The sequence below is a fragment of the Enterococcus sp. CSURQ0835 genome, from assembly GCF_902706605.1.
In the GTDB taxonomy this organism is placed as follows: domain Bacteria; phylum Bacillota; class Bacilli; order Lactobacillales; family Enterococcaceae; genus Enterococcus_A.
This window is the reverse complement of record NZ_CACSLH010000010.1, coordinates 68,190-92,616: the sequence shown is the minus strand read 5'-3', so window position 1 is coordinate 92,616 and position 24,427 is coordinate 68,190. Positions and strand designations below refer to the sequence as shown.

The 24,427-nt window shown below is 42.7% G+C and carries 17 protein-coding genes; 2 read left to right on the top strand and 15 right to left on the bottom strand.

What is annotated here, in order from left to right:
• Window positions 1-79: 79 nt before the first annotated feature.
• Both GVJ38_RS06220 and GVJ38_RS06215 read left to right on the top strand, forming a co-directional pair.
• Window positions 80-910, top strand: a complete 831-nt coding sequence (locus tag GVJ38_RS06220) for a hypothetical protein (protein WP_159722313.1) — start codon at window positions 80-82, stop codon at window positions 908-910.
• Entirely contained in the window at window positions 900-2,246 is a 1,347-nt protein-coding gene (locus GVJ38_RS06215) for a trypsin-like serine protease (RefSeq protein ID WP_159722312.1), read from the top strand. Before GVJ38_RS06220 ends, GVJ38_RS06215 begins: the two co-directional genes overlap by 11 nt.
• 523 nt (window positions 2,247-2,769) lie before the next feature.
• Here the strand turns inward: GVJ38_RS06215 and nifJ are convergent.
• The 15 genes from nifJ to ygfK form a co-directional block, all read right to left on the bottom strand.
• Complete coding sequence (nifJ, locus tag GVJ38_RS06210; RefSeq protein WP_159722311.1) at window positions 2,770-6,321, bottom strand: pyruvate:ferredoxin (flavodoxin) oxidoreductase; 3,552 nt, start codon at window positions 6,319-6,321, stop codon at window positions 2,770-2,772.
• A complete protein-coding gene (gene gltA / locus GVJ38_RS06205; RefSeq protein WP_159722310.1) occupies window positions 6,318-7,730 on the bottom strand; it encodes an NADPH-dependent glutamate synthase in 1,413 nt (470 codons plus the stop codon). The genes nifJ and gltA overlap by 4 nt, the downstream gene beginning before the upstream one ends.
• A complete protein-coding gene (locus tag GVJ38_RS06200; RefSeq protein WP_159722309.1) occupies window positions 7,723-8,559 on the bottom strand; it encodes a sulfide/dihydroorotate dehydrogenase-like FAD/NAD-binding protein in 837 nt (278 codons plus the stop codon). Before GVJ38_RS06200 ends, gltA begins: the two co-directional genes overlap by 8 nt.
• 20 nt (window positions 8,560-8,579) lie before the next feature.
• On the bottom strand, window positions 8,580-9,023 hold the full coding sequence (locus tag GVJ38_RS06195) for a flavodoxin (protein ID WP_159722308.1): 444 nt from the start codon (window positions 9,021-9,023) through the stop codon (window positions 8,580-8,582).
• A 341-nt stretch (window positions 9,024-9,364) separates the two neighbouring features.
• On the bottom strand, window positions 9,365-9,952 hold the full coding sequence (locus GVJ38_RS06190; RefSeq protein ID WP_159722307.1) for a nucleotidyltransferase family protein: 588 nt from the start codon (window positions 9,950-9,952) through the stop codon (window positions 9,365-9,367).
• 15 nt (window positions 9,953-9,967) lie between these two features.
• Window positions 9,968-12,541 carry a selenium-dependent xanthine dehydrogenase gene (xdh, locus tag GVJ38_RS06185; RefSeq protein WP_159722306.1) on the bottom strand — a complete coding sequence of 858 codons (2,574 nt, stop codon included), beginning with the start codon at window positions 12,539-12,541 and terminating at the stop codon, window positions 9,968-9,970.
• A gap of 143 nt (window positions 12,542-12,684) precedes the next feature.
• Window positions 12,685-13,038, bottom strand: coding sequence for a winged helix-turn-helix domain-containing protein (locus tag GVJ38_RS06180; RefSeq protein WP_159722305.1), 354 nt, complete (start codon window positions 13,036-13,038; stop codon window positions 12,685-12,687).
• Window positions 13,039-13,320: 282 nt separating this feature from the next.
• The gene (locus GVJ38_RS06175) at window positions 13,321-14,649 is read right to left on the bottom strand and encodes a uracil-xanthine permease family protein (protein ID WP_159722304.1); all 1,329 of its coding nucleotides are present in this window, start codon (window positions 14,647-14,649) and stop codon (window positions 13,321-13,323) included.
• Window positions 14,650-14,730: 81 nt separating this feature from the next.
• On the bottom strand, window positions 14,731-15,108 hold the full coding sequence (locus GVJ38_RS06170) for a RidA family protein (RefSeq protein WP_159722303.1): 378 nt from the start codon (window positions 15,106-15,108) through the stop codon (window positions 14,731-14,733).
• Between the two features lie 36 nt (window positions 15,109-15,144).
• A complete protein-coding gene (arcC, locus tag GVJ38_RS06165; RefSeq protein WP_159722302.1) occupies window positions 15,145-16,083 on the bottom strand; it encodes a carbamate kinase in 939 nt (312 codons plus the stop codon).
• 104 nt (window positions 16,084-16,187) lie between these two features.
• On the bottom strand, window positions 16,188-17,378 hold the full coding sequence (gene ygeW, locus GVJ38_RS06160; RefSeq protein WP_159722301.1) for a knotted carbamoyltransferase YgeW: 1,191 nt from the start codon (window positions 17,376-17,378) through the stop codon (window positions 16,188-16,190).
• A 126-nt stretch (window positions 17,379-17,504) separates the two neighbouring features.
• Window positions 17,505-18,824 carry a YgeY family selenium metabolism-linked hydrolase gene (locus tag GVJ38_RS06155; protein WP_159722300.1) on the bottom strand — a complete coding sequence of 440 codons (1,320 nt, stop codon included), beginning with the start codon at window positions 18,822-18,824 and terminating at the stop codon, window positions 17,505-17,507.
• A 1-nt stretch (window position 18,825) separates the two neighbouring features.
• Complete coding sequence (gene dpaL / locus GVJ38_RS06150; RefSeq protein WP_159722299.1) at window positions 18,826-20,022, bottom strand: diaminopropionate ammonia-lyase; 1,197 nt, start codon at window positions 20,020-20,022, stop codon at window positions 18,826-18,828.
• A gap of 2 nt (window positions 20,023-20,024) precedes the next feature.
• Window positions 20,025-21,401: a dihydropyrimidinase gene (gene hydA, locus GVJ38_RS06145; RefSeq protein ID WP_159722298.1), complete on the bottom strand. Its 1,377-nt coding sequence runs from the start codon at window positions 21,399-21,401 to the stop codon at window positions 20,025-20,027.
• A gap of 12 nt (window positions 21,402-21,413) precedes the next feature.
• Window positions 21,414-24,419 carry a putative selenate reductase subunit YgfK gene (ygfK, locus tag GVJ38_RS06140; protein ID WP_159722297.1) on the bottom strand — a complete coding sequence of 1,002 codons (3,006 nt, stop codon included), beginning with the start codon at window positions 24,417-24,419 and terminating at the stop codon, window positions 21,414-21,416.
• Between the last annotated feature and the right edge of the window lie 8 nt (window positions 24,420-24,427).

The window sequence follows — 24,427 nt, the reverse complement described above, 5'->3', positions numbered from 1 at the left end:
ATCTAAAACTTTCATAATCAATAAAAAACATTTATTATATTTCTGTAATAATATACACATTATTTTAAGGAGGAAAATTATGTTAAAAATGAGGAAAAATCGTCACATTGTTGGGGGAACGTTGAGCTTACTGACAGCCTTTCTCGGTGTACTCATTTTATCAGTTTCAGATCAAGCTAATGCCAAAAGTCTTGGAATTGATTTAAATGCAGAGATTAAAAATATTCCCGAAACAGTTCATGTAGGTGACCGCGGGAAACTTGATTACAAAATTAAAAACATTAATGGAATTTCGACAACGGGTAAAGTCGACTTTACTTCAAGCGATCCCTCGATTTTTAAATTCGGGCAAGATGGCAACTGGCAAGCAGTAAAACCAGGTATTGCAACTTTTCATTATGATATTATGTTGTCACAAACGACCATCAGTGAACTATTAGGAAACGAGTATGATGACCTTGAAACACCCACTAAATATGAATATTACACTGTAACTGTGCTTCCAGAGACTCTTGATGTCTACCGTTTATATAATCCTAATAGTGGGGAGCATTTCTATACAAAAGCTACGATTGAACGTAATGCATTAACAAAAGTTGGTTGGCAACTTGAAGGCAATGCTTGGAAGGCTTATTCAAATGGGATTCCAGTTTATCGAGTTTATAATCCCAATGCAGGCGATCACCACTATACAACTAGCAAGTCTGAAGTGAATATGCTAGTGGCGCATGGTTGGCATGACGAAGGGGTAAGTTTTAATTCTTCTGCACAAAAAGATCAACCAATCTATCGACTCTATAACCCAAATACAAAAGCGGGAGCTCATCACTACACGAAAGATTTGAATGAAAAAAATTCGCTAGCTAGTCTTGGATGGAAATATGAAGGAGTATCTTGGTATGACGAATAATTTAAAGAAAGCTTTTTTATCTATTTTTGTTATGATAATGACCTCTTTAGGGATCGGATCGGTCATTTCTGATGCAGCCTCACCTTATGATATGGTTACCGATGATGGACAAGTTATCACTGCTGATAAAAAAAGTGTGGACACGCCTAGTCAGCAAGGATACCAGACAACTAACAATTCAAAAACTGGTCTATCTGGTGTAACAGAATCAACTAAGAATTCAGACTCTCTTCAAGGAGAGTTTGAGCCCAATAAAGTTATAGGACCGGACAATAGAAGAGAAATTACTAACACCTCTACATTTCCATATTCCTCTATTGTTCAAATAAACTCTTTCTTTAGTAATAATAGTTCCGCAGGCGGTACTGGTGTTCTCATTGCTCCAGATACTGTTTTAACAGCAGCACATGTTGTCTATGATATTGAAAACCAAGCTAAATGGGCTACAAATGTGGATGTTTATCCGGGTAGAAATAAATCTGTTGCTCCGTTTGGAGAAGCTAGCAAGGTTAGACTTGCAGTTTCATCTGGTTTTACAACAGCTAAAAAATATGATGAAGGATTACCATATGATATTGCTATGATACGTTTGAATAAACCAATTGGGCTACAGTCTGGTTGGATGGGATTATCATCCAACTTAACTCCTCAGACAGCGATTAATATTACAGGATATCCTGGAGATAAATACACATCAGATAGACAACCTACTATGTGGACGGATTCTGGAAAAATTACAGGATTCGCAAATAATAACAAAAATATTAACTATCAAATTGATGCTGTCAAGGGGCAAAGTGGCAGTCCTGTATACAATAATCAAAATCAAGTAGTTACAATCCATACATTCGAAAGCATTTCTAAACCTTATAATGGAGGTACGTACATTAGTAGCGCAATACAAGGATGGATCAACGAGGAATTGAATAACACCCAATCTATTTATCGTATGTATAACAAGAATACTGGTGAACACTTTTATACAAATAAATCAGCTGAAGTCGATTTGCTGCAAAAATCCGGCTGGAATTCAGAAGGACTCGCATGGTTTGCTCCATCAAAAGGTAACCCAGTTTATCGCGTGTTTAATCCAAATAACGGTGGAGATCATCATTATACACTGAATGCTAACGAACGCGACATGCTTATTAGATCAGGGTGGAAAGATGAAGGTATTGCCTTCTATTCAGATCCTAGTCAAAAAACACCTCTTTATCGTTTGTACAATCCTTCTGCAAAATCTGGAGCTCATCATTATACAGTAAATACGTATGAACGTGATGCTCTTGTTAAATCAGGTTGGAAATATGAAGGTATTGCATGGTATGGACTGTAAAATAATTAATCGACTAAATATTTTATAATATAAAGGAGTAACGTATGGAGGGCTTTTTAATTCCGTACGTTACTTTTTTATGTAAAAAAGATAATTATGACAGTTTCTTATCTCATTAGGTTTGATAAGTTCAATTTTATGTGAAGTTAACATATTCTCTATTGGTAAATTGATCTAATGTTGATCTTCTCGGGAAATTTATCGCTTTTAATCAAGTATTATGAATGCTTATACTTGTATTTTTACTTTTTCAGGATAGTTATCTACTTTCTAGAGAGCTCGCAATATATTGACTTGTATGTAGTGAATATCTCTATACTTGTTGACATAATTATTTCATTTTTTTACAACTATCTGCATCCTTCTACGATATTTTGACAATCTGAAAAGTGGCATGAAGACTGACAATTCAATCTTTGTACCACTTCAAAACGCTATAATCTCCTTGACTATTAAAAAACGACTCACCGATCAGATGATCGATGAGTCGCAAAGGAGTTATTCTGACAGTTGCTAGCGTAGCTTAATGTTTTACTTTAGCATTGTCTTTATTTTTTTTCATGGCAGCTAATTCGCTGTATGTTTCAGAGCGCCGTTCCATATCTTCGACGGTCTTTTGGTACATTTCTTCCACGACTTCTTCATCTTTTTTCACTGTATGCAAAGCAGCAAAACGATTTTGCATGTTCAACAAGGCTGGAATCTGAGTGAAGTCGGCTTTTTTGAAATCGACTTTCATTGGATCTTTACCTTTGGCCGCTAAACGTGGATCGTAGCGATACAATTGCCAATAACCAGATTCAACCGCTTGTTTGGATTCTTTGATGGAGTTGACCATCCCGCCTTTCAAACCGTGATTGATACAAGGAACATAGCCGATGATGATGGAAGGTCCAGGATAACTTTCCGCTTCAACGATTGCCTTCAAGGCTTGCGTTGGGTTGGCTTCGATCGCGATTTGGGCGACATAGACATTGCCGTAAGTCGCGGCCATCATACCTAAATCTTTTTTCGCAGTCTTCTTCCCACCAGCTGCAAATTTCGCGATCGCAGAAGCTGGCGTGGCTTTCGACATTTGACCACCAGTATTAGCATAGAGTTCATTGTCCATCACAAAGATGTTGATGTCTTCGCCACTAGCCAAAACATGATCGATTCCGCCAAAGCCGATATCATAGGCCCAGCCATCGCCACCAAAGATCCATTGACTCGTTTTGACAAACATATCTTGATCTTCTAACAGTGCTGTCAATGCTGGATCATTTTCTTCACTCAACGCAGCGATTGCTTTAGCAGCCCGTTGTTGGCTACCTTCGCCTACGTCTACATGATCGACCCAATCTTGTAGTAAAGCTTGCGTATCTTCATTACCGAGCCCTTGTGCCAAGACAGCTTGGACTTTTGAGTACAACCGATGCCGTTTGACTTGGTTCGCTGTAAACATCCCAAAACCGTATTCGGCGTTGTCTTCAAACAATGAATTCGACCAAGCTGGACCTTGCCCACATTCATTGGTCGTGTAAGGTGATACTGGTGAAGAGGCGCTGTAAATGGAAGAGCAACCCGTTGTGTTAGCGATCATCATGCGATCACCATATAATTGTGTCAGCAATTTGATGTATGGTGTTTCACCACAACCAGCACAAGCACCGGAAAATTCCATCAATGGTTGTTCAAATTGTGAGCCGCGGACTGAATTGACTTTCAATGGGTTTTCTTTATGCCGCAATGTCATCGCAAACGCCCAGTTGACAGCTTGTGCTTGTTGTTCGTCGTAATCTTTCATGACTAACGCGCTAGCTGGACAAGCTTCGGCACACAACCCACAACCAGTACAATCTTCAAGTGACACTTGGATGCGGTATTTCAAGCCATCTTTACCTTTGAAGTCACGAACGATAAAGCCTTCAGGAGCTTCCGCCATTTCTTCATCGTCTGCTAAGAATGGGCGAATCGCCGCATGTGGACAGACGAATGAACATTCATTACACATCGTACAGGCTTCAGGAATCCATTCAGGTACTTGTAAGGCGATCCCGCGTTTTTCATAAGCGGCCGTCCCAGTTGGCATCACGCCACCTAACATCCCATTATTGATCAGATCTCCCACGGATAAGTCGTCTCCTTGTTGCCGATCGATCGTGTCGACGATGTTGCGGACAAATTCAGGACGTGTTTCATCCATGACAGGTGCAACTTCTGCTAGTTCTGCCCATTCAGCAGGTACTTCAACTTTGTGTAATTGGTCAAACGTTTGATCGATTGAGGCCCAGTTTTTCTCAACGATCGTTTTTGATTTTTTCATGTAGGCTTTTTCGATTTCGCCTTTCAACAATGGTAAGAAAGTCTCGCGATCCATAATATCAGTCACTTCAAAGAAAGCAGCGGACATCACCGTATTGATCCGGCGACCTAAACCATTATTTTGCGCGATATGCATCGCATCGATAATATAAAAATCAATGTTATGTTGAGCTAAGTAACGTTTCAAATTGACTGGCAAATGTTTTTTGACTAATTCTTCATCCCAGACCGTATTCAATAAGAAGGTACCACCATCGCGCAAACCTTTGACTAAATCGTATTTATGCAAATAGGCGGAGTTGTGACAGCCGACAAAATTCGGATGTTCCACTAAGTAAGTCGAGTCGATCGGTTCATGGCCAAAACGTAAATGGGAAACCGTCAAGCCACCGGATTTTTTCGAATCATAAGCAAAGTAAGCTTGGGCGTACATATCGGTATTGTCGCCGATGATCTTGATAGCTTGTTTGTTGGCGCCCACCGTTCCATCTGAACCAAAGCCCCAGAATTTTGCTTGGAAGGTACTGGCTGGTGTTAAATCTAATGGTTCATATTTTGGTAATGACAAATGCGTCACATCATCATTGATCCCGATCGTAAAGCGCGGTTTCATCTCAGCTTCACTTTTTTGTAATTCATCATAAACTGAAACGATTTGTTCCGGCGTAACATCTTTTGACGCGATCCCGTAACGGCCGCCAATGACTTGCGGACGATTTGGATGACGATACAAAATACTTTGCACATCTAATAATAAAGGTTCACCATCGGCACCGGGTTCTTTCGTCCGATCTAAAACTGCGATTTTTTCTACGGTATCAGGTAATTTTGCGAGTAGATTTTCTTTTGGAAATGGACGATACAAATGAATATTGATGTGTCCGACTTTGCGTCCTTGCGCGTTCAAATGATCGACGACTTGACGAATGACCGGTGTTGCCGACCCCATCGAAATGATAACCTCTTTGGCATCTGGTGCGCCATAATACGTCGTCAAATCATAATCAGTTCCACGTAACGCATTGATTTGTTGCATATATTTTTGGACGATGGCTGGCATCGCATCATAAAATTGATTGACTGTTTCACGAGATTGGAAATAAATATCCGGATTTTGTGCAGTCCCAGAAATATGCGGATGATTTGGATTCATCGCTTGTTTGCGGAACTCGGCTAATTTTTCCCAATTCATCATTTTTTTCAAATCATCGTAGTCTAACACTTCGATTTTTTGTAATTCATGACTGGTCCGGAAACCATCAAAGAAATTAATGAACGGCAAGCTGCCTTCGATGCTGGCTAAATGTGCCACAGCCGAAAGATCCATGACTTCTTGGACGCCAGCTTCAGCTAACATACAAAAACCAGTCGAACGAGTCGACATCACATCACTATGATCACCGAAAATACTCAACGCATTTGTGGCAACGGCCCGAGCAGCCACGTGGAAAACACTTGGCAACAATTCCCCTGCAATTTTATACATATTAGGCACCATCAACAATAAACCTTGTGAAGCCGTATAAGTCGAAGTCAACGCACCTGTTTTCAAGGAACCGTGGACTGCACCGGCTGCCCCAGCTTCTGATTGCATCTCAACGACTTTAACTGGTTCACCGAAAATATTTTTCTGACCTTTCACCGACCATTCATCCACGACTTCTGCCATCGTAGAACTTGGGGTGATTGGATAGATCGCAGCGACTTCCGTAAATGCATAGGAGATATAAGCAGCTGCTGTATTTCCGTCCATTGTTTTCATTTTTTTCATAATAAGCTTCCTTCTCTACTCTTTTTTTGGATATAGTCATCAATCTCTTTAGCGGCTAATTTGCCTGCGCCCATCGCTAAGATCACCGTCGCAGCACCTGTTACGATATCGCCACCTGCAAAAACGCCGGGGATATTCGTCGCACAACTCGCTTCTTTTGTTTGGATATACCCGCGAGAACTGACAGCTAATTCAGGAAATGTATCTAATAAAATGCGATTAGCACCTTGACCGATTGCTTCGATCACTTCATCGGCCGCCACTTCAAATTCACTGCCTGGGATTTCTTTTGGTCGGCGCCGACCTTGTTCATCCGGCTCACCGAGTTCCATTTGGATACAGCGGATCTTTTCAATATTGCCTTCTTCATCGGCTAAATATTCCACTGGACTCGTCAGCCACAAATATTCAATGCCTTCTTCTAATGAATGCAAATATTCTTCGCGGCGAGCGGGTAGTTCTTCTTCTGAACGCCGGTAGATGACGGTGACTTGTTCAGCTCCTAAGCGTTTCGCACTGCGCGCAGCATCCATGGCGACATTTCCGCCGCCGATGACTGCAACATGCTGATGTTTTTTAATCGGTGTCGCGACTTTTGGAAATTCATACCCGTGCATCAGATTGATCCGTGTCAAAAATTCGCTGGCGGAATAAACGCCTTTGAAGCCACTGCCCGGTACACCCATAAATTTCGGCGCGCCAGCACCAACAGCGATATAACAAGCGTCATATTCAGCCAAGATCTCATCCATATCGATCGTTTTCCCAACGGCAACATTGGTTTTGATCTCGACACCTAGACTTTTGATTTTTTCGATTTCTTTTGCAACGATTTTTTTCGGTAAACGAAATTCAGGAATCCCATAACTCAGGACGCCGCCTGGTTGATGAAGGGCTTCAAAAACCGTCGCTTGATACCCTAACTGACATAAATCTCCGGCAACGGTCAGACTTGAAGGACCAGATCCGATCACGGCGACTTTCCCGCGGTCTAATGGACAGGGCGTAACTTCAGTCGGTTGTTCTAACGCCCAGTCAGCCACTAACCGTTCTAATTTCCCAATTGCGACTGGTTCAAATTTTTTCGAACGCCCTAAGCGGCAGACAGCTTCACATTGTTTTTCTTGCGGGCAAACTCGTCCGCAGATCGCTGGCAAATTGGAATACTGATGAATGATCGTATATGCTTTTTCTAAATCATCTTCTTTAATCGCTTGAATAAAACCAGGAATATCGATCATGACGGGGCAATTTTGAATGCAAGGCGCGTCTTTACATTGCAGACAGCGACTCGCTTCTAATTTTCCTTCTGCTAGCGTATAGCCATGAGTTACTTCTAAAAAATTATGGATCCGCTCAGCTGGCGCTTGTTCGGTGATCGGTGTTTTTTGATAACTTCTCTTAGCCAAATTCTTTCACCTGCTTTTGATATGTTTCAAATGCGACGGCTTCTTCTTTTCGATACTGACCTAAACGCATGATGAATTCATCCCAATTCACTTCACTGCCTAGAAATTCCGGTCCATCGATACACGCGAATTTGACCGAATCGGCGATGGTTACGCGACAACCGCCACACATCCCTGTACCATCGATCATGATCGGATTAAGTGATACAAAGATCGGAACGTGATAATTTTCAGCAGTCAAGGTACAAAACTTCATCATCATACTTGGACCAACCGCCCAAGTGTGATTGATTTTTTCAAATTCAAAAACCGCTTTCATCGCATCGGTTACTAAACCTTTGCGTCCTAAGCTCCCATCATCGGTCATAATGATCAACTGATCGGAATACTTGCGACATTCTTCTTGCAAGATGACGAGCTCTTTGGTTTTAGCGCCTAAAATCGTCACGACACGATTTCCTGCTTGTTTTAAGCCTTTAATGATTGGGTAAAGTGCTGCGATCCCAACGCCACCTCCGACTAACAAGACATGACCGTAATTTTTGATCGCTGTTGGCTTTCCTAATGGTCCTAACAAGTCATGCAACTGATCGCCGTTTTTTAATTGCGCTAGTTCAGCCGTTGATTTGCCGATAACTTGGAAAATCAAATGAATCGTCCCGAACTGTTCGTTGCAATCCACGATCGTCAAGGGAATCCGCTCTCCGACTTCATTGATGCGCAAAATAACGAACTGACCAGGTTTAGCCTTTTTGGCGACTAAAGGTGCTTCGACCCAAAATTCAAACTCATTTTCCGAAAGTTTACGGCATTGGGAAATAGTAAACACAAAAATGCCCCCTTTTCAGCTTATGCGTTAACTAAAGCTTTCACAAATTCAACCAATTTTTCCTCATCTTCATCATCTGCATCATTTTCGATCTTCACAGTCTCATGCCCTTTTTTCGCGCCGGTTTTTTCAAAAGCTTCTTCAAATGCATCGGCTGCATGACAAAAATAATCAGGATACAATTCGCTGTCGCCACTTCCCACGACCCCAAAAACTTTTCCATCTAACTCTTGGTCTGGTAACTCTTCATAGAAATCTTCCAAGTCAAATGGCAATTCGCCATCGTTATACGTATACGTCGCGACAACGCAAATATCGGCATCATCGAAGAAATCATCATCCGCATCATCGGCTTCGACACGTTCAACGTCCACATCATTGGCTTTGAATTGCTCTTCCAAGATCTCTGAGATTCCTTCTGTATTTCCGGTCATACTGGCATAAACGATTTTTGCTACTGTCATTTTTGGTTCCTCCTAGAATTTTTTCATTCAGCAAACCCTTACATTTGCTGATACCAACTGTTTTTTACAGTTCTAATATAACATAGATTCCGCTGTTTGTTACAATTTTTTTCAGGTTGTAAAAATAATTTTTATTATCCTTTTCATATATCTTTCTCTTAAGCTTAGCAGGTTTGATGGAAAAAAGCATGCGCCACCTCAATCGGCGTGAGCTATGCAAACTTTCTCTACTGCAACAGTCCCCCACTTAGTAAAAAAGAGGCAGAATCAACAAGCGATTCTACCTCTAGACATGAAATGACAGTGCGGCAACTATGCAATTAAAAGCGGCTAAAATTTAGTTAACAGGAGACCGGTTCGTTACAATGTAGCAATTCGTGATAGCTTTCTGGTGTATCGATGTCTACTAACTGAGCTTCTTGAGTGAAGATCGCCCGCCAGCTTTCTGGAAAACGATCCCGCACAGAACGACCACCTTCATCTCCAGTGACTTTCAGCAGTTCCTCGATAAAGTCATTCCCAAAAAAGATCGGAGTCGTCGGATGATTGTGATACACCGGAAAAACGATTTTATCGCTGCGACCACGATCAGCGATTTTTCGCAAAAGTTCTTTCGTCAAATTGGGTTGGTCGATCGGTAAAAAAAGTAAATGTTGACCGGTTGCTTCGACCGTTCCCAATTTGACCGCCGCGCTTTGTCCTTGCAAGGCTTTGCGATTGATTACGACTTTGACATCTTCAGGAAAATGACAATTCACGTATTGTTCAGGTCGAACAACTACAATAACTTCAAATAGTCCAGCCTCGCGTGCAAGTTCGACTGTTCGATTTAAAAAGGTCTGCCCTTCGTAAGTTAAAAAGCATTTATCGGTTTGCATGCGCGTTGAAAATCCGCTAGCTAAGATGACGGCACTCGTTTGTTCTTTCATGTCTGTTCACTACCTTTATTTTCTCTTTTTCGCGTACGGTGTATCTGCTAATGGCAAAGTTGGTCGTAATTGTTTATCTTTGGCATAGTAAGCCCCGGCGATCGCTGGGGCAATCGGAATCGTGGCTAGTTCGCCGACACCTTTGACGCCGTAAGCAATGCCTTCATGAATTCCTTTTGCTTTAACAAATTGCGTTGTGATTGGTGGGACTTTTGAGGCATCAATCAAGCCTAGATTTGCATAGTTTGCTTTGACATAACCATCTTCTAACGCAAAGTTTTCTGTCAGCGCATAGCCCATCCCCATGACGATCCCGCCTTCGATTTGACCTTGAGCAGAACGAGGGTTTACGACTTGACCAATATCATAAACAGCCAAAATATTTTTCAATTTACCTTTTTCATCCAACTCCACAACTTCTGAAGCATAACCGTAGCCGACATGGCTGATTGGATTTGGTTTATCTGAATTGATTGGATCGGTGTCCGGTGAGAATTCACCATAATACTCTGTTCCTTCCAACTCTTGTAGAGAACGGCCCATATCAAGGTCAACTCGGAGTTGTTCGGCTGCGCGACGACATGCTTCACCAGTAAATAGTGATTGACGTGAAGCAGTCGTTGTCCCAGAATCAGGTGTTCGGCGAGTATCTGGTGCTTCGGCGACGATCATTTCCGGATCAATATCTAATGTTTCACAGGCGATTTGAGTCGTGACCGTTGCCATTCCTTGACCGATACAAGCAGCACTGGTCCGAATATGGACTTTCCCACCTTCGACCGATACGATACAACGACCCGCATCCGGTACACCGACACCAAGTCCGCTATTTTTAAAGAAGCATGAGATCCCAGCAACTTCCGCTTTTTCATAAGTATCCTTGACCGCTAGCAGACTCTCTTTCAGCGCTGCGTTTTTCGAAACTAATTGGCCATTGGGTAACGTATCTCCGTATGCCACTGCATTTTTATAACGCATTTCCCAAGGACTGATCCCGACTTGATCCGCTAACAAATTAATGTTGCTTTCGATCGCAAAGGCAGTTTGGCACACTCCAAAGCCGCGGAAAGCACCACATGGGGGATTATTCGTGTAAATCGCAAAACCTTCGATGTCAATGTCTTGATATTTATAAGGTCCCGCAGCATGAGTACACGCCCGTTGTAAAACCGGTCCGCCTAGTGAGGCATAGGCTCCGGTGTCAGCATAAATGACCGCTTTCATCCCCGTCAAGTTACCTTCTTCATCACAAGCCGTGACAAAATCCATCTCCATCCCATGACGTTTTGGATGGACTTTCAAACTTTCTTCGCGACTTAGTAAAACTTTGACTGGTTGTTTCAATAAATAAGCCGCTAATGACGCATGGTGTTGGACACTCATATCTTCTTTCCCACCAAAGCCGCCTCCGACTAATTTAGCTTGCACGTGGACTTGGTCTTTTTCTAAGCCTAACATCCGGCTGACCTCTCGTTGCTCATCATAAATACTTTGCCCCGCACTATACAATAAAATCCCATCGTCTTCTGGTTGGGCGATCGCACATTCAGGTTCCATAAAGGCATGTTCATTAATCGGAACGGAATAATGTTGCGAAACGACGTATTTGGATTGTTTGATCTTTTCAGCAGCATTCCCACGAACTAAATGTTCATGCGACAATGTATTGCCTTTTTCATGAATCTTCGGCGCGTCTTTTGCTAGCGCTTCTTCACAACTTAAAACTGGTTCTAATTCTTCGTATTCAACTTCCACCAACTCTTTGATCTCAGCCAGTGTGTCTTTGTTTTTGCTGACGACCAACGCGATCGCATCCCCCACATAACGAGTGATACCGCCTACTGGAATCATGACGTCCCAATCAGAAATAAATTCCAAATGTCCGATCTTATTGTTCCCCGGTACATCTTCTGCGGTAAAGACCGCTACACAATCTGGATGAGCAAGCGCTTTCTCTTTATGGATCGCTAAAACTTTAGCGCGCGGATAAGCCGCCCGGATCGCCGAAGCATGAAGCAAACCTTCAAAGTCGATATCATCGACATAGATCCCTGTGCCCAATGTTTTTTCTACTGCATCAACACGTTTAAAATCATCGCCTAATTTCGCATGTTGTTTTTCTTGTGGGATCGGTAACTCTTCCCGGAACATTTTAGCAGCTAATTGAATCGCTTCAATAATCTTGACATACCCAGTACAGCGGCAAATGTTTCCTCGGATTCCTTTGCGGATATCTTTTTCATCTGGATCAGGTTTCTTTTCAAGTAAGGCAACAGCTGAAACGACCATCCCAGGAATACAATAGCCGCATTGAACCGCACCGGCTTTAGCAAATGCATACGCAAACACATCTTTTTGGCGTTCGGTCAAGCCTTCGATCGTTGTCACTTCTTTGCCATCAACTTTTGATAACGTGAATAAGCAACTCTTAGAAGCCTTTCCATTTATCATTACAGTACACGCGCCGCACGAGCCTTGATCGCAGCCGTCTTTGGTTCCGGTTAATCCTAAGTCATCACGTAAAAAATGCATCAATTTTTTGTCTTTTTCACAGGTGACTGGTTGACCATTTACAGTCAATGAGTACATCCATCCCACTTCCCAACAATTATTTTTATCTCGGGTTCATTATAACACCTATAAATAATATTTTGAATAGAAAAAAATTTTTTTGTTGAGATTTTATAAACTTTTAGATAGCGCTACCATTTTCTTGTAAAAAACTTCACATTTTATAAGAATTCTTGGAAGATCTCGTTAAAGACTTGATCGACTAGTTGATAGGTTTCCGTTTCAAATTGATGGTACTTAGTTAACAAGACTTTCGCATCTGGGGTCAATTTGGAACCGCCGCCACATGGTCCACCGACTTTCGTCTCTAACAAAGGGCGGTCCCATTGGCTTTCGGCTCGTTGCACGATCCGCCACGCTTTATTATAGGAGATCGCCATCGTTTGGGCAGCTTTATTCAACGACCCTTCTCGTTCGATCAATTCTAAGATCGTCACGACTCCAGGACCTAAAAATCGTTCATTTTTTAACAAGCGGAGCGTCAATGAATACGTCAGCGCTGGATCTTTTTTCATTATTTTCCCCTCCGTACCACTTACAATAGATAACGTTTTTAGCAAATAAAGCTGAGCCATAGCTCAGCTTTATTTGATCTATCGACAGAAATAAATCTGTTCATAAACTTGTCGGCTGCATCTGAGAAACTGAACGCTCAATGGTTGAGTTTTGAACGTAAAAGATATGAACTGACAAATCGGAACGTGTATAAGCTGTATTTTCTTAAAAAAGGATTCTCTATGTGTGGTCAATGAGAAAGTATGAGTAGAGATACATACAGCCGACAAGTTGATGATAAATTAAGCTTCTTTGGCTTTCGGTCTAGCTTTCAGGTGGTTTAAGACTAAATTCAAAACAATTGCTAAAATCGTCGTTAAGATCACTTCAGAGTTTCCAAAAATCGTCGTGACCCAAGCTGGAAAACCAGCAAAGCAATTTTCTGATAATGCAGTCCCGACACCAAAGGCTAGTGATAAACCAACGATGATCGTGTTTTCAGGCGTTAATTTTTCTTGTGAGATCGTTTTGATCCCTGTCATCGCAATCGTTGCAAAAACCGAAATCGTTGCGCCTCCGATGACGGCATATGGGATCGTCGTCAATAAAGCGGAGATTTTAGGAATGAAACCCGCTAGTAACAAAATGCCTGAAGCAAAGACTAAAATAAATTTATTGACCGCTCTTGTCGTGATCACTAAACCGACGTTTTGGCCGAAAGTAGCAACTGGTACACTCCCGAAGAAGCTCCCGATAAAGTTTGCAAACCCATTGCCCATGATGGCGCCGGACAATTCTTTATCGGTCGGTTGACGATCCATCGCACCGACTGTCGTTGCAGTAAATTGGCCGATTGATTCAACTGACCCCACCATCGAGACGATCGTTAACATTAAGATCGGCACTAGTTTGAATTCCATCCCGAAATGCATCGGGCTGATCATTTGAACGATCCCGGCTTTTCCCACCGGATCAAACTGGACCATGCCCATTGCTAAGGCGATCAAATACCCGGCTACCATTCCGACTAAGATCGAAGATAATTTCAAAAAACCTTTGCCGAAATTATTCAAGTAAAAGACGATCAAAAAAGTCACCAACGCGATCAGCCAATTTTGCCATGCGCCGTAGTCTTTATTTCCAACACCGCCAGCCATGTATTTCACGGCCACCGGAAAAAGTGAAAGTCCGATACTTAAAATTACCGTTCCTGTGACGATCGGCGGAAAGATGAAGCGGATTTTTTTCAAGATCAACCCGACTAACATAATGATGATACCACCGATCAATTGCGCACCAAAAATCGCTCTGATGCCAAAATCACCACCGATCGTCAAAAGAATCGGCACATACGCAAAACTTGCACCCATTACGACCGGCAAACGTGCCCCAAAGCGGCCGAACAATGGAAAAATCTGTAACAAAGTTGAGATGCCCGCAAATATCAAAGAAGTCTGGATCAACAGCGTGGTGTCACTGCCATTTAAGTTACAGACCTTGGCGATCATCAAACCTGGCGTAACGATCCCAACGACTGCAGCCACAACATGTTGTAATCCTAATGGTACGACTTCCGTCAACGAAGGTTTGGCATCATAGTCAAATAGACTATTTTTTTCTTCTGAATTCATAAATAATTCTTCCCTTCATAAGTAAGCCCAAACGATTTTCCGCAACCGAACGACTAATTCAGAAAGTTTGCGGAGGATCGCTTATTTGGCAGCGATCGCCTCGATCTCAAAATCGCCACCTGCTGGTAAACTTTTAACCGCGTAACAAGAACGCGCGGGTTTCCAATCACCGAAGTAATCGGCATAGACTTCATTGATCGCTGCAAAATCATTCATATCCGTCAAAAAGACCGTCGTTTTCACAACATCAGAAGCTGTCATGCCGGCTTCTTTTAAAATCGCGTCAAAATTTTTGAAACTTTGTTTGGCTTGCGCTAAAACATCAGCTGGTAATTTCCCAGTCGCAGGATCGATCCCTAATTGACCAGAAATAAATAAGAAATCATCGGTGCCTACAGAATGAGAAAAAGGTCCCACCGGTGCTGGTACTTGGCTTGAATTGATCATTTTTTTAGACATGTTTTTCCTCCTTATGATGATGCTCCAATGCATTTATTATTTCCCTTTGATGACCGTTCCCGTCTTCCCGGCAAGTCCTTCTTTGGCTTTTTCCAGTGAAGTGATCAAGGCATCATGGCCGCTTTTTTCAGCAAACGAAACGGCAGCTTCAACTTTTGGTAACATTGAGCCTGGTGCAAAGTGACCTTCTTTAATGTAGTCTTTCATTTCAGCAATCGAAACATCTGCTAATTCTTTTTGATCCGGTTTGCCAAAATTCAAAGCGACTTTTTCGACCGCTGTCAAGATCACCAAATAATCAGCATCAATCACTTCGGCTAACAGCGCGCTACAATAATCTTTATCAATGACTGCCGGTGTCCCTTTCAAATGATCGTTAGCTTGTTTGATGACTGGAATCCCGCCACCACCACAAGTGATGACAAGTTCATTGGCTTGGATCAAATTAGTAATCGTCTCCAGTTCAACGATTTCTTTTGGTTTTGGTGAAGCGACGACTTGGCGATACCCGCGACCGGCATCTTCCACTACTTCAATCTTCTTTTGTAATTTCAAGTCCATGGCTTCATCTTTGGTCATAAACCGGCCGATCGGTTTCGTTGGATGATTGAAAGCCGGATCGTTTTCGTCAACAACGACTTGGGTTGCGACAGTTACGACTGGCTTTTGGATCTTGCGATGAAGCATTTCTTCTCGTAAAGCATTTTGCAAGTCATATCCGATATACGTTTGACTCATAGCGACACAGACAGATAATGAAACGGAAGGATATTTTTCCGGATCTTTTTCAGTCAATTCATCCATTGCCAACTTGATCATGCCGGCTTGCGGACCATTGCCGTGAACTAAAACGACTTCATAACCTTCTTCGACTAAATCTACGATCGAAGTCGCCGTTTGTTTAACCGCTTTCATTTGTTCTGTTAAATTGTTACCTAAAGCGTTCCCACCTAGTGCTACAACCACTTTTGTCATGGTTCCATCTCCTCGTTGTGCAATTGTTGCGCTTCTATTGCGCTAAGCTGACACTTTGCAACGTGTTTGTCGAAAGTTCAGCTTAGCTTCAGAAGCTGGTGCATTTACATGTGACGATCTTGTGCTTGGTCTTCTAATTCTTGTAATTTAGCTGCTGGATCTTTGAATTTGCTCAAGAAGATCATAGCGGCAATGATATATGGTTTGAAGCTGGCTTGTTTGTATAATTCATCGCGATAACGATCAAAGACTGAAGCATCAACTTCGCCTTCATCAGCCGAAACGCCGGTGATGTCAGCAGGTAGCGGATGCATATACAACGCTTTACCATCTTTAGTCAATTTCATCATGTCTTCGGTACAAGCCCAATCTTTATGTTTCGCATTTTGAGCTAATAAGTCTTGTTCTAGACGGTCAATGCCATCAAAGTCGCCATTGCCGTATAATTCAGTCCGTTCTTCCATGGCTTTGAACGGTGCCCAGCTCTTGCAATAAATGACATCTGCATCTTCAAAGGCTTCTTTCATATCATTGGTTTTCGTGTATGAACCACCAGATTTTTCAGCGTTTTTCTTCGCTAATTCTTCTACTTCTGGCATGACTTCATAGCCTTCAGGATGGGCTAAGACGACATCCATTCCGTAACGCGTCATCAAACCGATGATCCCTTGTGCTACAGATAACGGTTTGCCATAAGATGGTGAATAAGCCCAAGACATGACGATTTTTTTCCCTTTTAAGTTTTCGACGCCGCCAAATTCATGGATCATATGATCAAGATCGGCTAAAACTTGGGTTGGGTGATCTTGGTCGTCTTGAAGATCGACTAAGTTCGGACGTTGTTCTAAAATACCGCTTTGATAGCTATCTTTTACTGATTCGATGACTTCGCGCATATACGCGTCACCTTTGCCGATATACATATCATCGCGAATCCCGATCACATCAGCCATAAATGAGATCATGGTTGCAGTTTCCCGAACTGTTTCGCCGTGAGCGATTTGGGCTTTTTTCTCATCTAAATCTTGGACTGCTAGACCTAACATGTTACATGCACTGGCAAATGAAAAACGAGTCCGAGTTGAATTGTCCCGGAAAATCGAGATTCCTAAACCAGAATCGAAAATTCTAGTGGAGATGTTACGTTCCCGCAAGTCGCGCAACGCATCTGCTGTTTTTAACGTCGCATTTAATTCTGCGTCGCTTTTTTCCCATGTTTGCATGAAATCATTGCCATGCATTTTCGCTGTATCTTGTTCTTTGATCTCTGCTAATAATTTTTTAAAATCGGCCATTTTGCTGATTCCCCTTTGAGTTTGATTAGTCAATTGAATGGTACTTGATTGAATAAGTTTAGTGAACCGGTTGAGTCCACCAAAAGGAAGCCAGCAATGTTTGGAGCACTTGCTGGCTCACTAGAATTATTTATTTTTTTGCGTATAGATCGTAGGAAGTGTTGCGTAAAAAGCAGCACAACGAACGAGATCTTCTTTCCAACTGATTTCATTTGGTGCATGGGCTTGGTCTTCGGCACCTGGTCCATAACCGATACAAGGGATGTTGTTACGGCCCATGATGGTGACACCATTAGTTGAGAAGGTCCATTTGTCTAAGACTGGACGAGCGGCCCGCATTTTGATTTGGGTATCAGGTCCTTGACGTTTGTCGCCAAATAAATTGTGATGAGTTTCCATCAATGCTTCGGTAACGGCATGATCTTCAGGAATGACCCAAGTTGGGAAGTAGCATTCGATTGGGTAAACAAGTCCTGTGTAACTTGGACGATCATAGTCATACATAGAAACGACTACATCTTCACCGTATTTTTGAACTGCTGGTAATTGGCGGATTTCTTCTAAACAACTTTCCCAAGTTTCGCCAGCTGTCATCCGACGGTCTAATGAAACGCTACAGCCATCCGCTACGGCACAACGACTTGGTGAAGAGAAGAAGATTTGTGAAGCTGTTACAGTCCCACGACCTAAGAAGCGAGCTTCTTCCCATTCAGGGTTGAATTTTTCTTGCAACATTTTCGCTAGACCTTTGATTGAAGTGCTTTCAGTCCAGTCATTGTTGTTTAAAGCGCGCACATCATTTAAAATGTCAGCCATTTTATAAATTGCGTTGTCACCACGTTCTGGTGCAGATCCGTGAGAGGAGACGCCTTTGACATCGATGCGGATTTCCATCCGGCCCCGTTGTCCACGGTAAATCCCGCCATCAGTTGGTTCAGTTGAAACGACGAATTCTGGGCGAATCTTATCTTCATTGATGATATATTGCCAGCACAAACCATCGCAGTCTTCTTCTTGAACGGTGGCTGTCACTAAAACAGTATAGTCATCATTCAATAAGCCTAAATCTTTCATGATCTTCGCACCATAAACAGCTGAAACGATTCCGCCTTCTTGGTCGCTCGTCCCACGGCCACCGATCTCAGTGTCATTTTCATAACCTTCATAAGGATCGAATTTCCAGTTTTTCTTTTCACCGATCGCAACGGTGTCCATATGGCCATCAAAGGCAATCAGTTTTTTACCAGTTCCCATATAGCCTAATAAGTTCCCTTGTGGGTCAAATTCGACTTTATCAAAGCCTAATTTTTCCATTTCAGCTTTGGCGCGTTCTAATTTTTTCTTTTCGTCCGCACTTTCACCAGGAATTGCTACTAAGTCCCGTAAAAATTTTGTCATATCCTTTTCATAGTTTGCTGCTTGTTTTTTGATTGCTTCGAAGTCCATTTTATTCTTCCTCCCACAAAATTTTTCTATAATTATCAGGATCGGTATTCCCTTCAGTTGAGAACATCAATACATCTGATTGACTAGTTAAACCGAGTTGATCTTTCAACTCTTTGTAATTTGGATCGGTCATCACTGTTGCGATCAAACCCATACCAACTGCACCAGATTCACCTGAAGTAACCGGCGTATCCCCTTTGACAGGAGCACCTAACATGCGCATGCCTTTAGCTGAGACCCAATCCGGACAAGAAACAAAGAAGTCCGTATGATTTTTCAAAATATCAAAGGAAATCGTATTTGGTTCGCCACAAGCAAGTCCCGCCATCATGGTCGTCAAATCGCCGTCCACGATGCGAATCTTTCCATCAGCTGCTTTGGCTGATTGGTACAAGCAATCTGCAGCTTGGGCTTCCATCACGATCATTTTTGGTGGATTTTCTTTGTAAAGATTGGAGAAGTAGCCAATCACTGCACCAGCTAAACTACCAACACCGGCTTGGATAAAGATGTGACTTGGACGTTTGCCCGCTTTTGCGATTTGTTCGCCCGCTTCTGAGGCCATCGTGCCGTAGCCTTGCATGATCCAAGTCGGGATTTTTTCATAACCGTCCCAAGCTGTATCTTGGACCATGATGCCGTTTTCATCTTTTTCAGCTAAGTCGTTGGCCATCCGCACGCATTCGTCGTAGTTCTCTTCTTCGATCGTAACCTTGGCGCCTTCTTTAGCGATATTATCAAACCGCATCTTCGTTGATCCTTTTGGCATCAAGACGACGGATTTTTGACCTAATTTATTGGCAGCCCAAGCAACGCCACGACCATGATTGCCATCCGTTGCTGTGTAAAAAGTTGCTTGACCAAATTCTTGTTTCAATTCAGGTGAGATCAATGTGTCATAAGTAATCTCTGAAATATCTTTGCCTGTACGTTCTGCCACATAATTGGCGATCGCATAAGAACCGCCTAAAACTTTAAATGCGTTTAAACCGAAGCGATACGATTCATCTTTCACAAAGAAATCATCTAAGCCAAGATAGTCCGCCATTTGAGTAAGTTCAACGAGCGGGGTTTCGCTGTATTGAGGAAAACTCTTGTGGAACTTGCGAGCTTTCTTCATATTTTCTTGATTCATTAAAGGTAGATATTTGTCTTCTGTTTTGGGCATCTCATTTTTGACCCACTTGATTTTGTCCATCTTTACGCCTCCTGATTTACTTTGCGAAAAACGAAACGGCCGGTGCGTGGTGCAATGACCTTTCCATCTTCTGCGACTTTTTTACCTCGAAGGAAAACGAATTTCGCTTTCCCGGTTGTTTGAAATCCTTCATACGCACTGTAGTCACAGTGTTGCAATTGTGTCTGTTGACTAATGACATCTTGTGCTTCAGGGTCCCAAACGACAATATCCGCGTCACTGTTTAATTGAATCACTCCTTTTTGCGGATACAACGCAAATTGTTTTGCGATATTTTCTGATAGTAATGCAACGAACCGTTCTATGCTGATCTTGCCAGTTGCAACGCCAGTCGTATACACGATCGCTGGTCGCGTCTCGACTCCAGGCAATCCGCCGGGAATCTTCGTGAAATCTGCTTTACCAAATTTTTCTTTGGCCGCAAAGTCAAAATCACAATGATCCGTGGAGATCGTATTGACGTCACCTGCGATCACGCCTTGCCACAGCGCTTCTTGATCGGCTTGACTGCGTAAAGGCGGTGAGCAAACATATTTGGCGCCTTCAAAGTCTGGCAAGCGATATAAATCATCCGTCAGCGTCAAATATTGCGGACACGTTTCCACGTAAACTTTTTGTCCGTGAGCTCGTGCGCGCTTAACGACGGCTAAGCTTTCTTTCGTACTCAGATGCACGATATTGACCGCTAAGCCTACCGTGTTTGCGATCGTCAGATAACGATTCACCGCTTCGGCTTCAAGTGCATTGGGCCGAGTCAGTGGATGATTTTCCGGTCCCGTCTTACCGGCTGCCAAATAATCTTTTTGCAACTGATTGATGATCTCGCCATTTTCACAGTGAACACCTAACATGCCGTTAACACTTTTGATCGCTTTCATCGCTTCATAAAGTTCAGCATCAGTCGTCCGCAAATTATCGTAAGCTAGATACATCTTAAAAGACGTCACGCCAGCTTTGACCATCTCAGGGATCTCTTTTGCAATCGCAGGTGTCCATTCAATGATTGACATGTGATAGTTATAATCACACGACGCTTTGTTTTCTGCTAGTGCGTTCCAAGTCGCCAAACAGTCAGCTAAACTTTTCCCGCGATCTGGTGTCGCCATATCGATCACAGTCGTCGTTCCTTTAGCTACCGCTGCTACACTACCAGTAGTAAAATTATCTGACGTATCAGCATAGCCATTATTTAATTCCAAATGAGTATGCGCATCGATAAAGCCTGGCAAGATGAAACACCCACTGGCATCAACGACTTCGCTATCTTTTACCGCTAAGTCAGCGCCCAGCTCGACGATTTTTTCACCGTCAAGCCGCACATCCAACTGACGGCGCGTGTGGCTGTTCACCACTACGCCGCCTTTTACTAAAATTGACATTTCATACACCTTCTAATTGGCTAGACAGTAACTGTAGTCGTCAATCACTGTTTCCATTAAATCTAAAATTCCATTTGCGATCGTCAAGTTATGTTGATTCAAGTTGATCTCGCTGATAATGCCTTTATAACGAACCAAAATTTGTTTTTTCGCAGGATCGATTACATAAAAGCCTTCATTCGTACTATTTTCAAAATCAGCCACACTGTTGAACAAAGTAAATTTATCTTTGTACGGTGCACTTGAATAGGGGCAGAAGGTTTCACAGTTACCGCATTCATTACACATCCGATCAATGTGCATGATTTGTGGTCGATCGTTAACATTGATCACGACATTGGCGCGGTTCGGACACACGTCGACACACGATTCGCAAACTGTTGAACATTCCAAACAACGTTCTGCTTGGGTCATCGGTTGTTCTTCCGTGACTAAGATTCCTCGTTTGGCTCTTGGTTCTGACAAATCAATATTTTGATTGGCTCGTTCGTAATGTTTGTTGTGAACGTTACAAATTTGATTGCAGGCTTTCGTCGCGTCAGCAATGGCTTCAACAATCGTCGCCGGTCCACGTTGCGCATCCCCGATGACATAGACGTTTTCTAAATTAGTTTCCAAAGTTGTTGGATCTACAATTACTCGGCCGCGATTATCAGTGTCCAGACCGATTTGATTGAAGAAGGTATCATCGACTTTTTCACCGATGGCAGAAACCACTGTAGTAGCTGGTACATTGACAAACTTGCCGGTCCCTTCTGGCCGTTTCCGTCCAGAAGCATCGCGTGCACCTAACTGCATGACTTCACATTTTAATTGACCGTTTTCTAGGCTGACTGGTGATAATAATTCGCGGAATGTCACGTCATCATCTAAAGCGAAATACAATTCTTCTTCGTCTGCTGGCATGTTGCGTTTATCGCGGCGGTATACGATCGAAACATTTTTCACACCTGGTAACCGTTTAGCAGCCCGTGCACAATCCATCGCGGTGTTCCCGCCACCGATGACAACGATCTCTTCGCCATAAGGATTGACACTGTGATCGTCTCTCAAGGCTTTTAAAAATTCCAACGAGTTGATTGCATCACCATGTTCCAATTTCAAATTGTTGTGTTTCCAAGCCCCGATCGCATAAATAATATGTTCGTAGCCTTGTTCCCGCAATGTTTTGATATCTGGTGCAGCTTGACCGGTTTTAAATTCAGCCCCCATGAAACGGGCTAAGTCGACATCATGTTCAACACTTTCAGCTGAGATCCGAAATTCTGGAACGATCTGGGTACAAACACCACCAAGTTTGTCTGATTTTTCAAAGACGGTGACTGGATACCCTTCACGAGCTAAGAAATACCCTGCGGAGATCCCACCAGGTCCGCCCCCAATGACAGCCGTTTTAGTAGCGTTAGGTTGCGGCGTTGGTTTTTCCATCGTTGCCATCAATTCATCAAAAGCATGTTCGGCAGCTTCAAGTTTGACGCCGCGAATATCGATCGCTCCTTCATAAAATTGACGCGTGCATTTTGTTTCACAAGGATGGGCACAAATCGTACCGGTAATAAATGGTAATGGGTTTTTATCAACGATGACTTTCAGCGCATCCAAGTATTTTCCTTCACTAACGTAGCGAAGGTAAGCCGGCACATCTTGATCAATCGGACAGCCACCGGTACCACGACAAGGTGCGGTATAACAATCCAATAATGGCAAACGCTCTTTAATCTTCGGTGAGATCGGTAACTTGATCGATTTTTGATAGCGTGCTTGCGTTAATGATTTTTCTACTAACTCGGTCACTTTAGGCAAATCAACTTGGACATGGGTCGGATAAGGACTTTCGACGACCACATTAGCAATTTGCGTTAAACGTTGATAGGCACCTGGTTTTAACAAAGTCGTCGCTACCGTGATCGGCCAAATCCCAGCTTCAAACAAATCTTTGACGTTGAAAATATCTGCTCCGCCAGAATACGAGATTTGTAACTTACCAGAAAACGCATCCGATAATTTTTTAGCAACCATTACACTTAATGGGAACAATGAACGACCGGACATGTACATCTCTTCACCAGGCAATTCATTTTGTTTGATATCGACTGGGAACGTATTGGTGATCTTCACGCCAAAACTCAATTGTTGACCGCGGGCTTTAGCTAACAAGCGTTCGATCATCGGAACCGCTTCATCAAATTGCAGATCTTCTACAAAGTGATGATCATCAAATTCCATGTAATCAAATCCTAATTCATCCATCGTCTTGCGCGCATAGTCAAAACCTAAAAGCGTTGGGTTACATTTTATGAAGGTATTCAAATGTTTTTCCTCAATCAAATGAGTCGCGATTCGCTCGATCTCATCTGGTGGACAACCATGTAATGTCGAAAGCGTGATCGAATGCGAAACATGTGGTGTGATCGTTGCTAAATACGCTTCATCGATTCGCGTAAATTGTGGCAAATGACGTTTCGCTGCTTGCAAACATTCTTCCCAAATCGGAGTAGTAGAAGCATCTTGCATGTCATCGATATATTTTTGGATCTTCGGTGTTTTGATTCCGGCCAAATCATAGCCAACACTCATATTGAAGATGAAGCCATCTGGATCGCCAAGATCAAATTCCCGCGCTAATAATTTCAAGATAAACCACGCTTTGACATATTCATCATAAGCTTGGGGAACTCGTAATTCCGTGGACCATTCAGCATTGTAACCTTCATCGCGAGCTGCGATACATGGTTTAGCAACGGGAAGATCTTCACCGTCGATCACTTGGACTGTTTTTAATTCGAAAAAGCGTGCACCGCTCAAATAAGCAGCGACGATATTTTGGGCAAGTTGCGTATGTGGTCCTGCCGCAGGTCCAATCGGTGTTTCCATCTGTTCATTGAACAAAGATAATTCTTTTGCGCTTTCCATTTTGAAAAATTTTCGGATGCCAAAGATATTGCCAGTCTTCCGATATTCTTTCATGACCCAATCGAGTAACGCATCGATTGAGATCGGACGCATGATATCACTCATTTTTTTCA

What these genes read in the sequence shown, in the direction of transcription:
- GVJ38_RS06220 (WP_159722313.1), top strand. Translation starts at nt 80, where the DNA reads ATGTTAAAAATGAGGAAAAATCGTCACATTGTTGGGGGAACGTTGAGC.
- GVJ38_RS06215 (WP_159722312.1), top strand. Translation starts at nt 900, where the DNA reads ATGACGAATAATTTAAAGAAAGCTTTTTTATCTATTTTTGTTATGATA.
- nifJ (WP_159722311.1), bottom strand. Translation starts at nt 6,321, where the DNA reads ATGAAAAAAATGAAAACAATGGACGGAAATACAGCAGCTGCTTATATC.
- GVJ38_RS06195 (WP_159722308.1), bottom strand. Translation starts at nt 9,023, where the DNA reads ATGACAGTAGCAAAAATCGTTTATGCCAGTATGACCGGAAATACAGAA.
- GVJ38_RS06190 (WP_159722307.1), bottom strand. Translation starts at nt 9,952, where the DNA reads ATGAAAGAACAAACGAGTGCCGTCATCTTAGCTAGCGGATTTTCAACG.
- xdh (WP_159722306.1), bottom strand. Translation starts at nt 12,541, where the DNA reads ATGTACTCATTGACTGTAAATGGTCAACCAGTCACCTGTGAAAAAGAC.
- GVJ38_RS06180 (WP_159722305.1), bottom strand. Translation starts at nt 13,038, where the DNA reads ATGAAAAAAGATCCAGCGCTGACGTATTCATTGACGCTCCGCTTGTTA.
- GVJ38_RS06175 (WP_159722304.1), bottom strand. Translation starts at nt 14,649, where the DNA reads ATGAATTCAGAAGAAAAAAATAGTCTATTTGACTATGATGCCAAACCT.
- GVJ38_RS06170 (WP_159722303.1), bottom strand. Translation starts at nt 15,108, where the DNA reads ATGTCTAAAAAAATGATCAATTCAAGCCAAGTACCAGCACCGGTGGGA.
- arcC (WP_159722302.1), bottom strand. Translation starts at nt 16,083, where the DNA reads ATGACAAAAGTGGTTGTAGCACTAGGTGGGAACGCTTTAGGTAACAAT.
- ygeW (WP_159722301.1), bottom strand. Translation starts at nt 17,378, where the DNA reads ATGGCCGATTTTAAAAAATTATTAGCAGAGATCAAAGAACAAGATACA.
- GVJ38_RS06155 (WP_159722300.1), bottom strand. Translation starts at nt 18,824, where the DNA reads ATGGACTTCGAAGCAATCAAAAAACAAGCAGCAAACTATGAAAAGGAT.
- dpaL (WP_159722299.1), bottom strand. Translation starts at nt 20,022, where the DNA reads ATGGACAAAATCAAGTGGGTCAAAAATGAGATGCCCAAAACAGAAGAC.
- hydA (WP_159722298.1), bottom strand. Translation starts at nt 21,401, where the DNA reads ATGTCAATTTTAGTAAAAGGCGGCGTAGTGGTGAACAGCCACACGCGC.
- ygfK (WP_159722297.1), bottom strand. Translation starts at nt 24,419, where the DNA reads ATGAGTGATATCATGCGTCCGATCTCAATCGATGCGTTACTCGATTGG.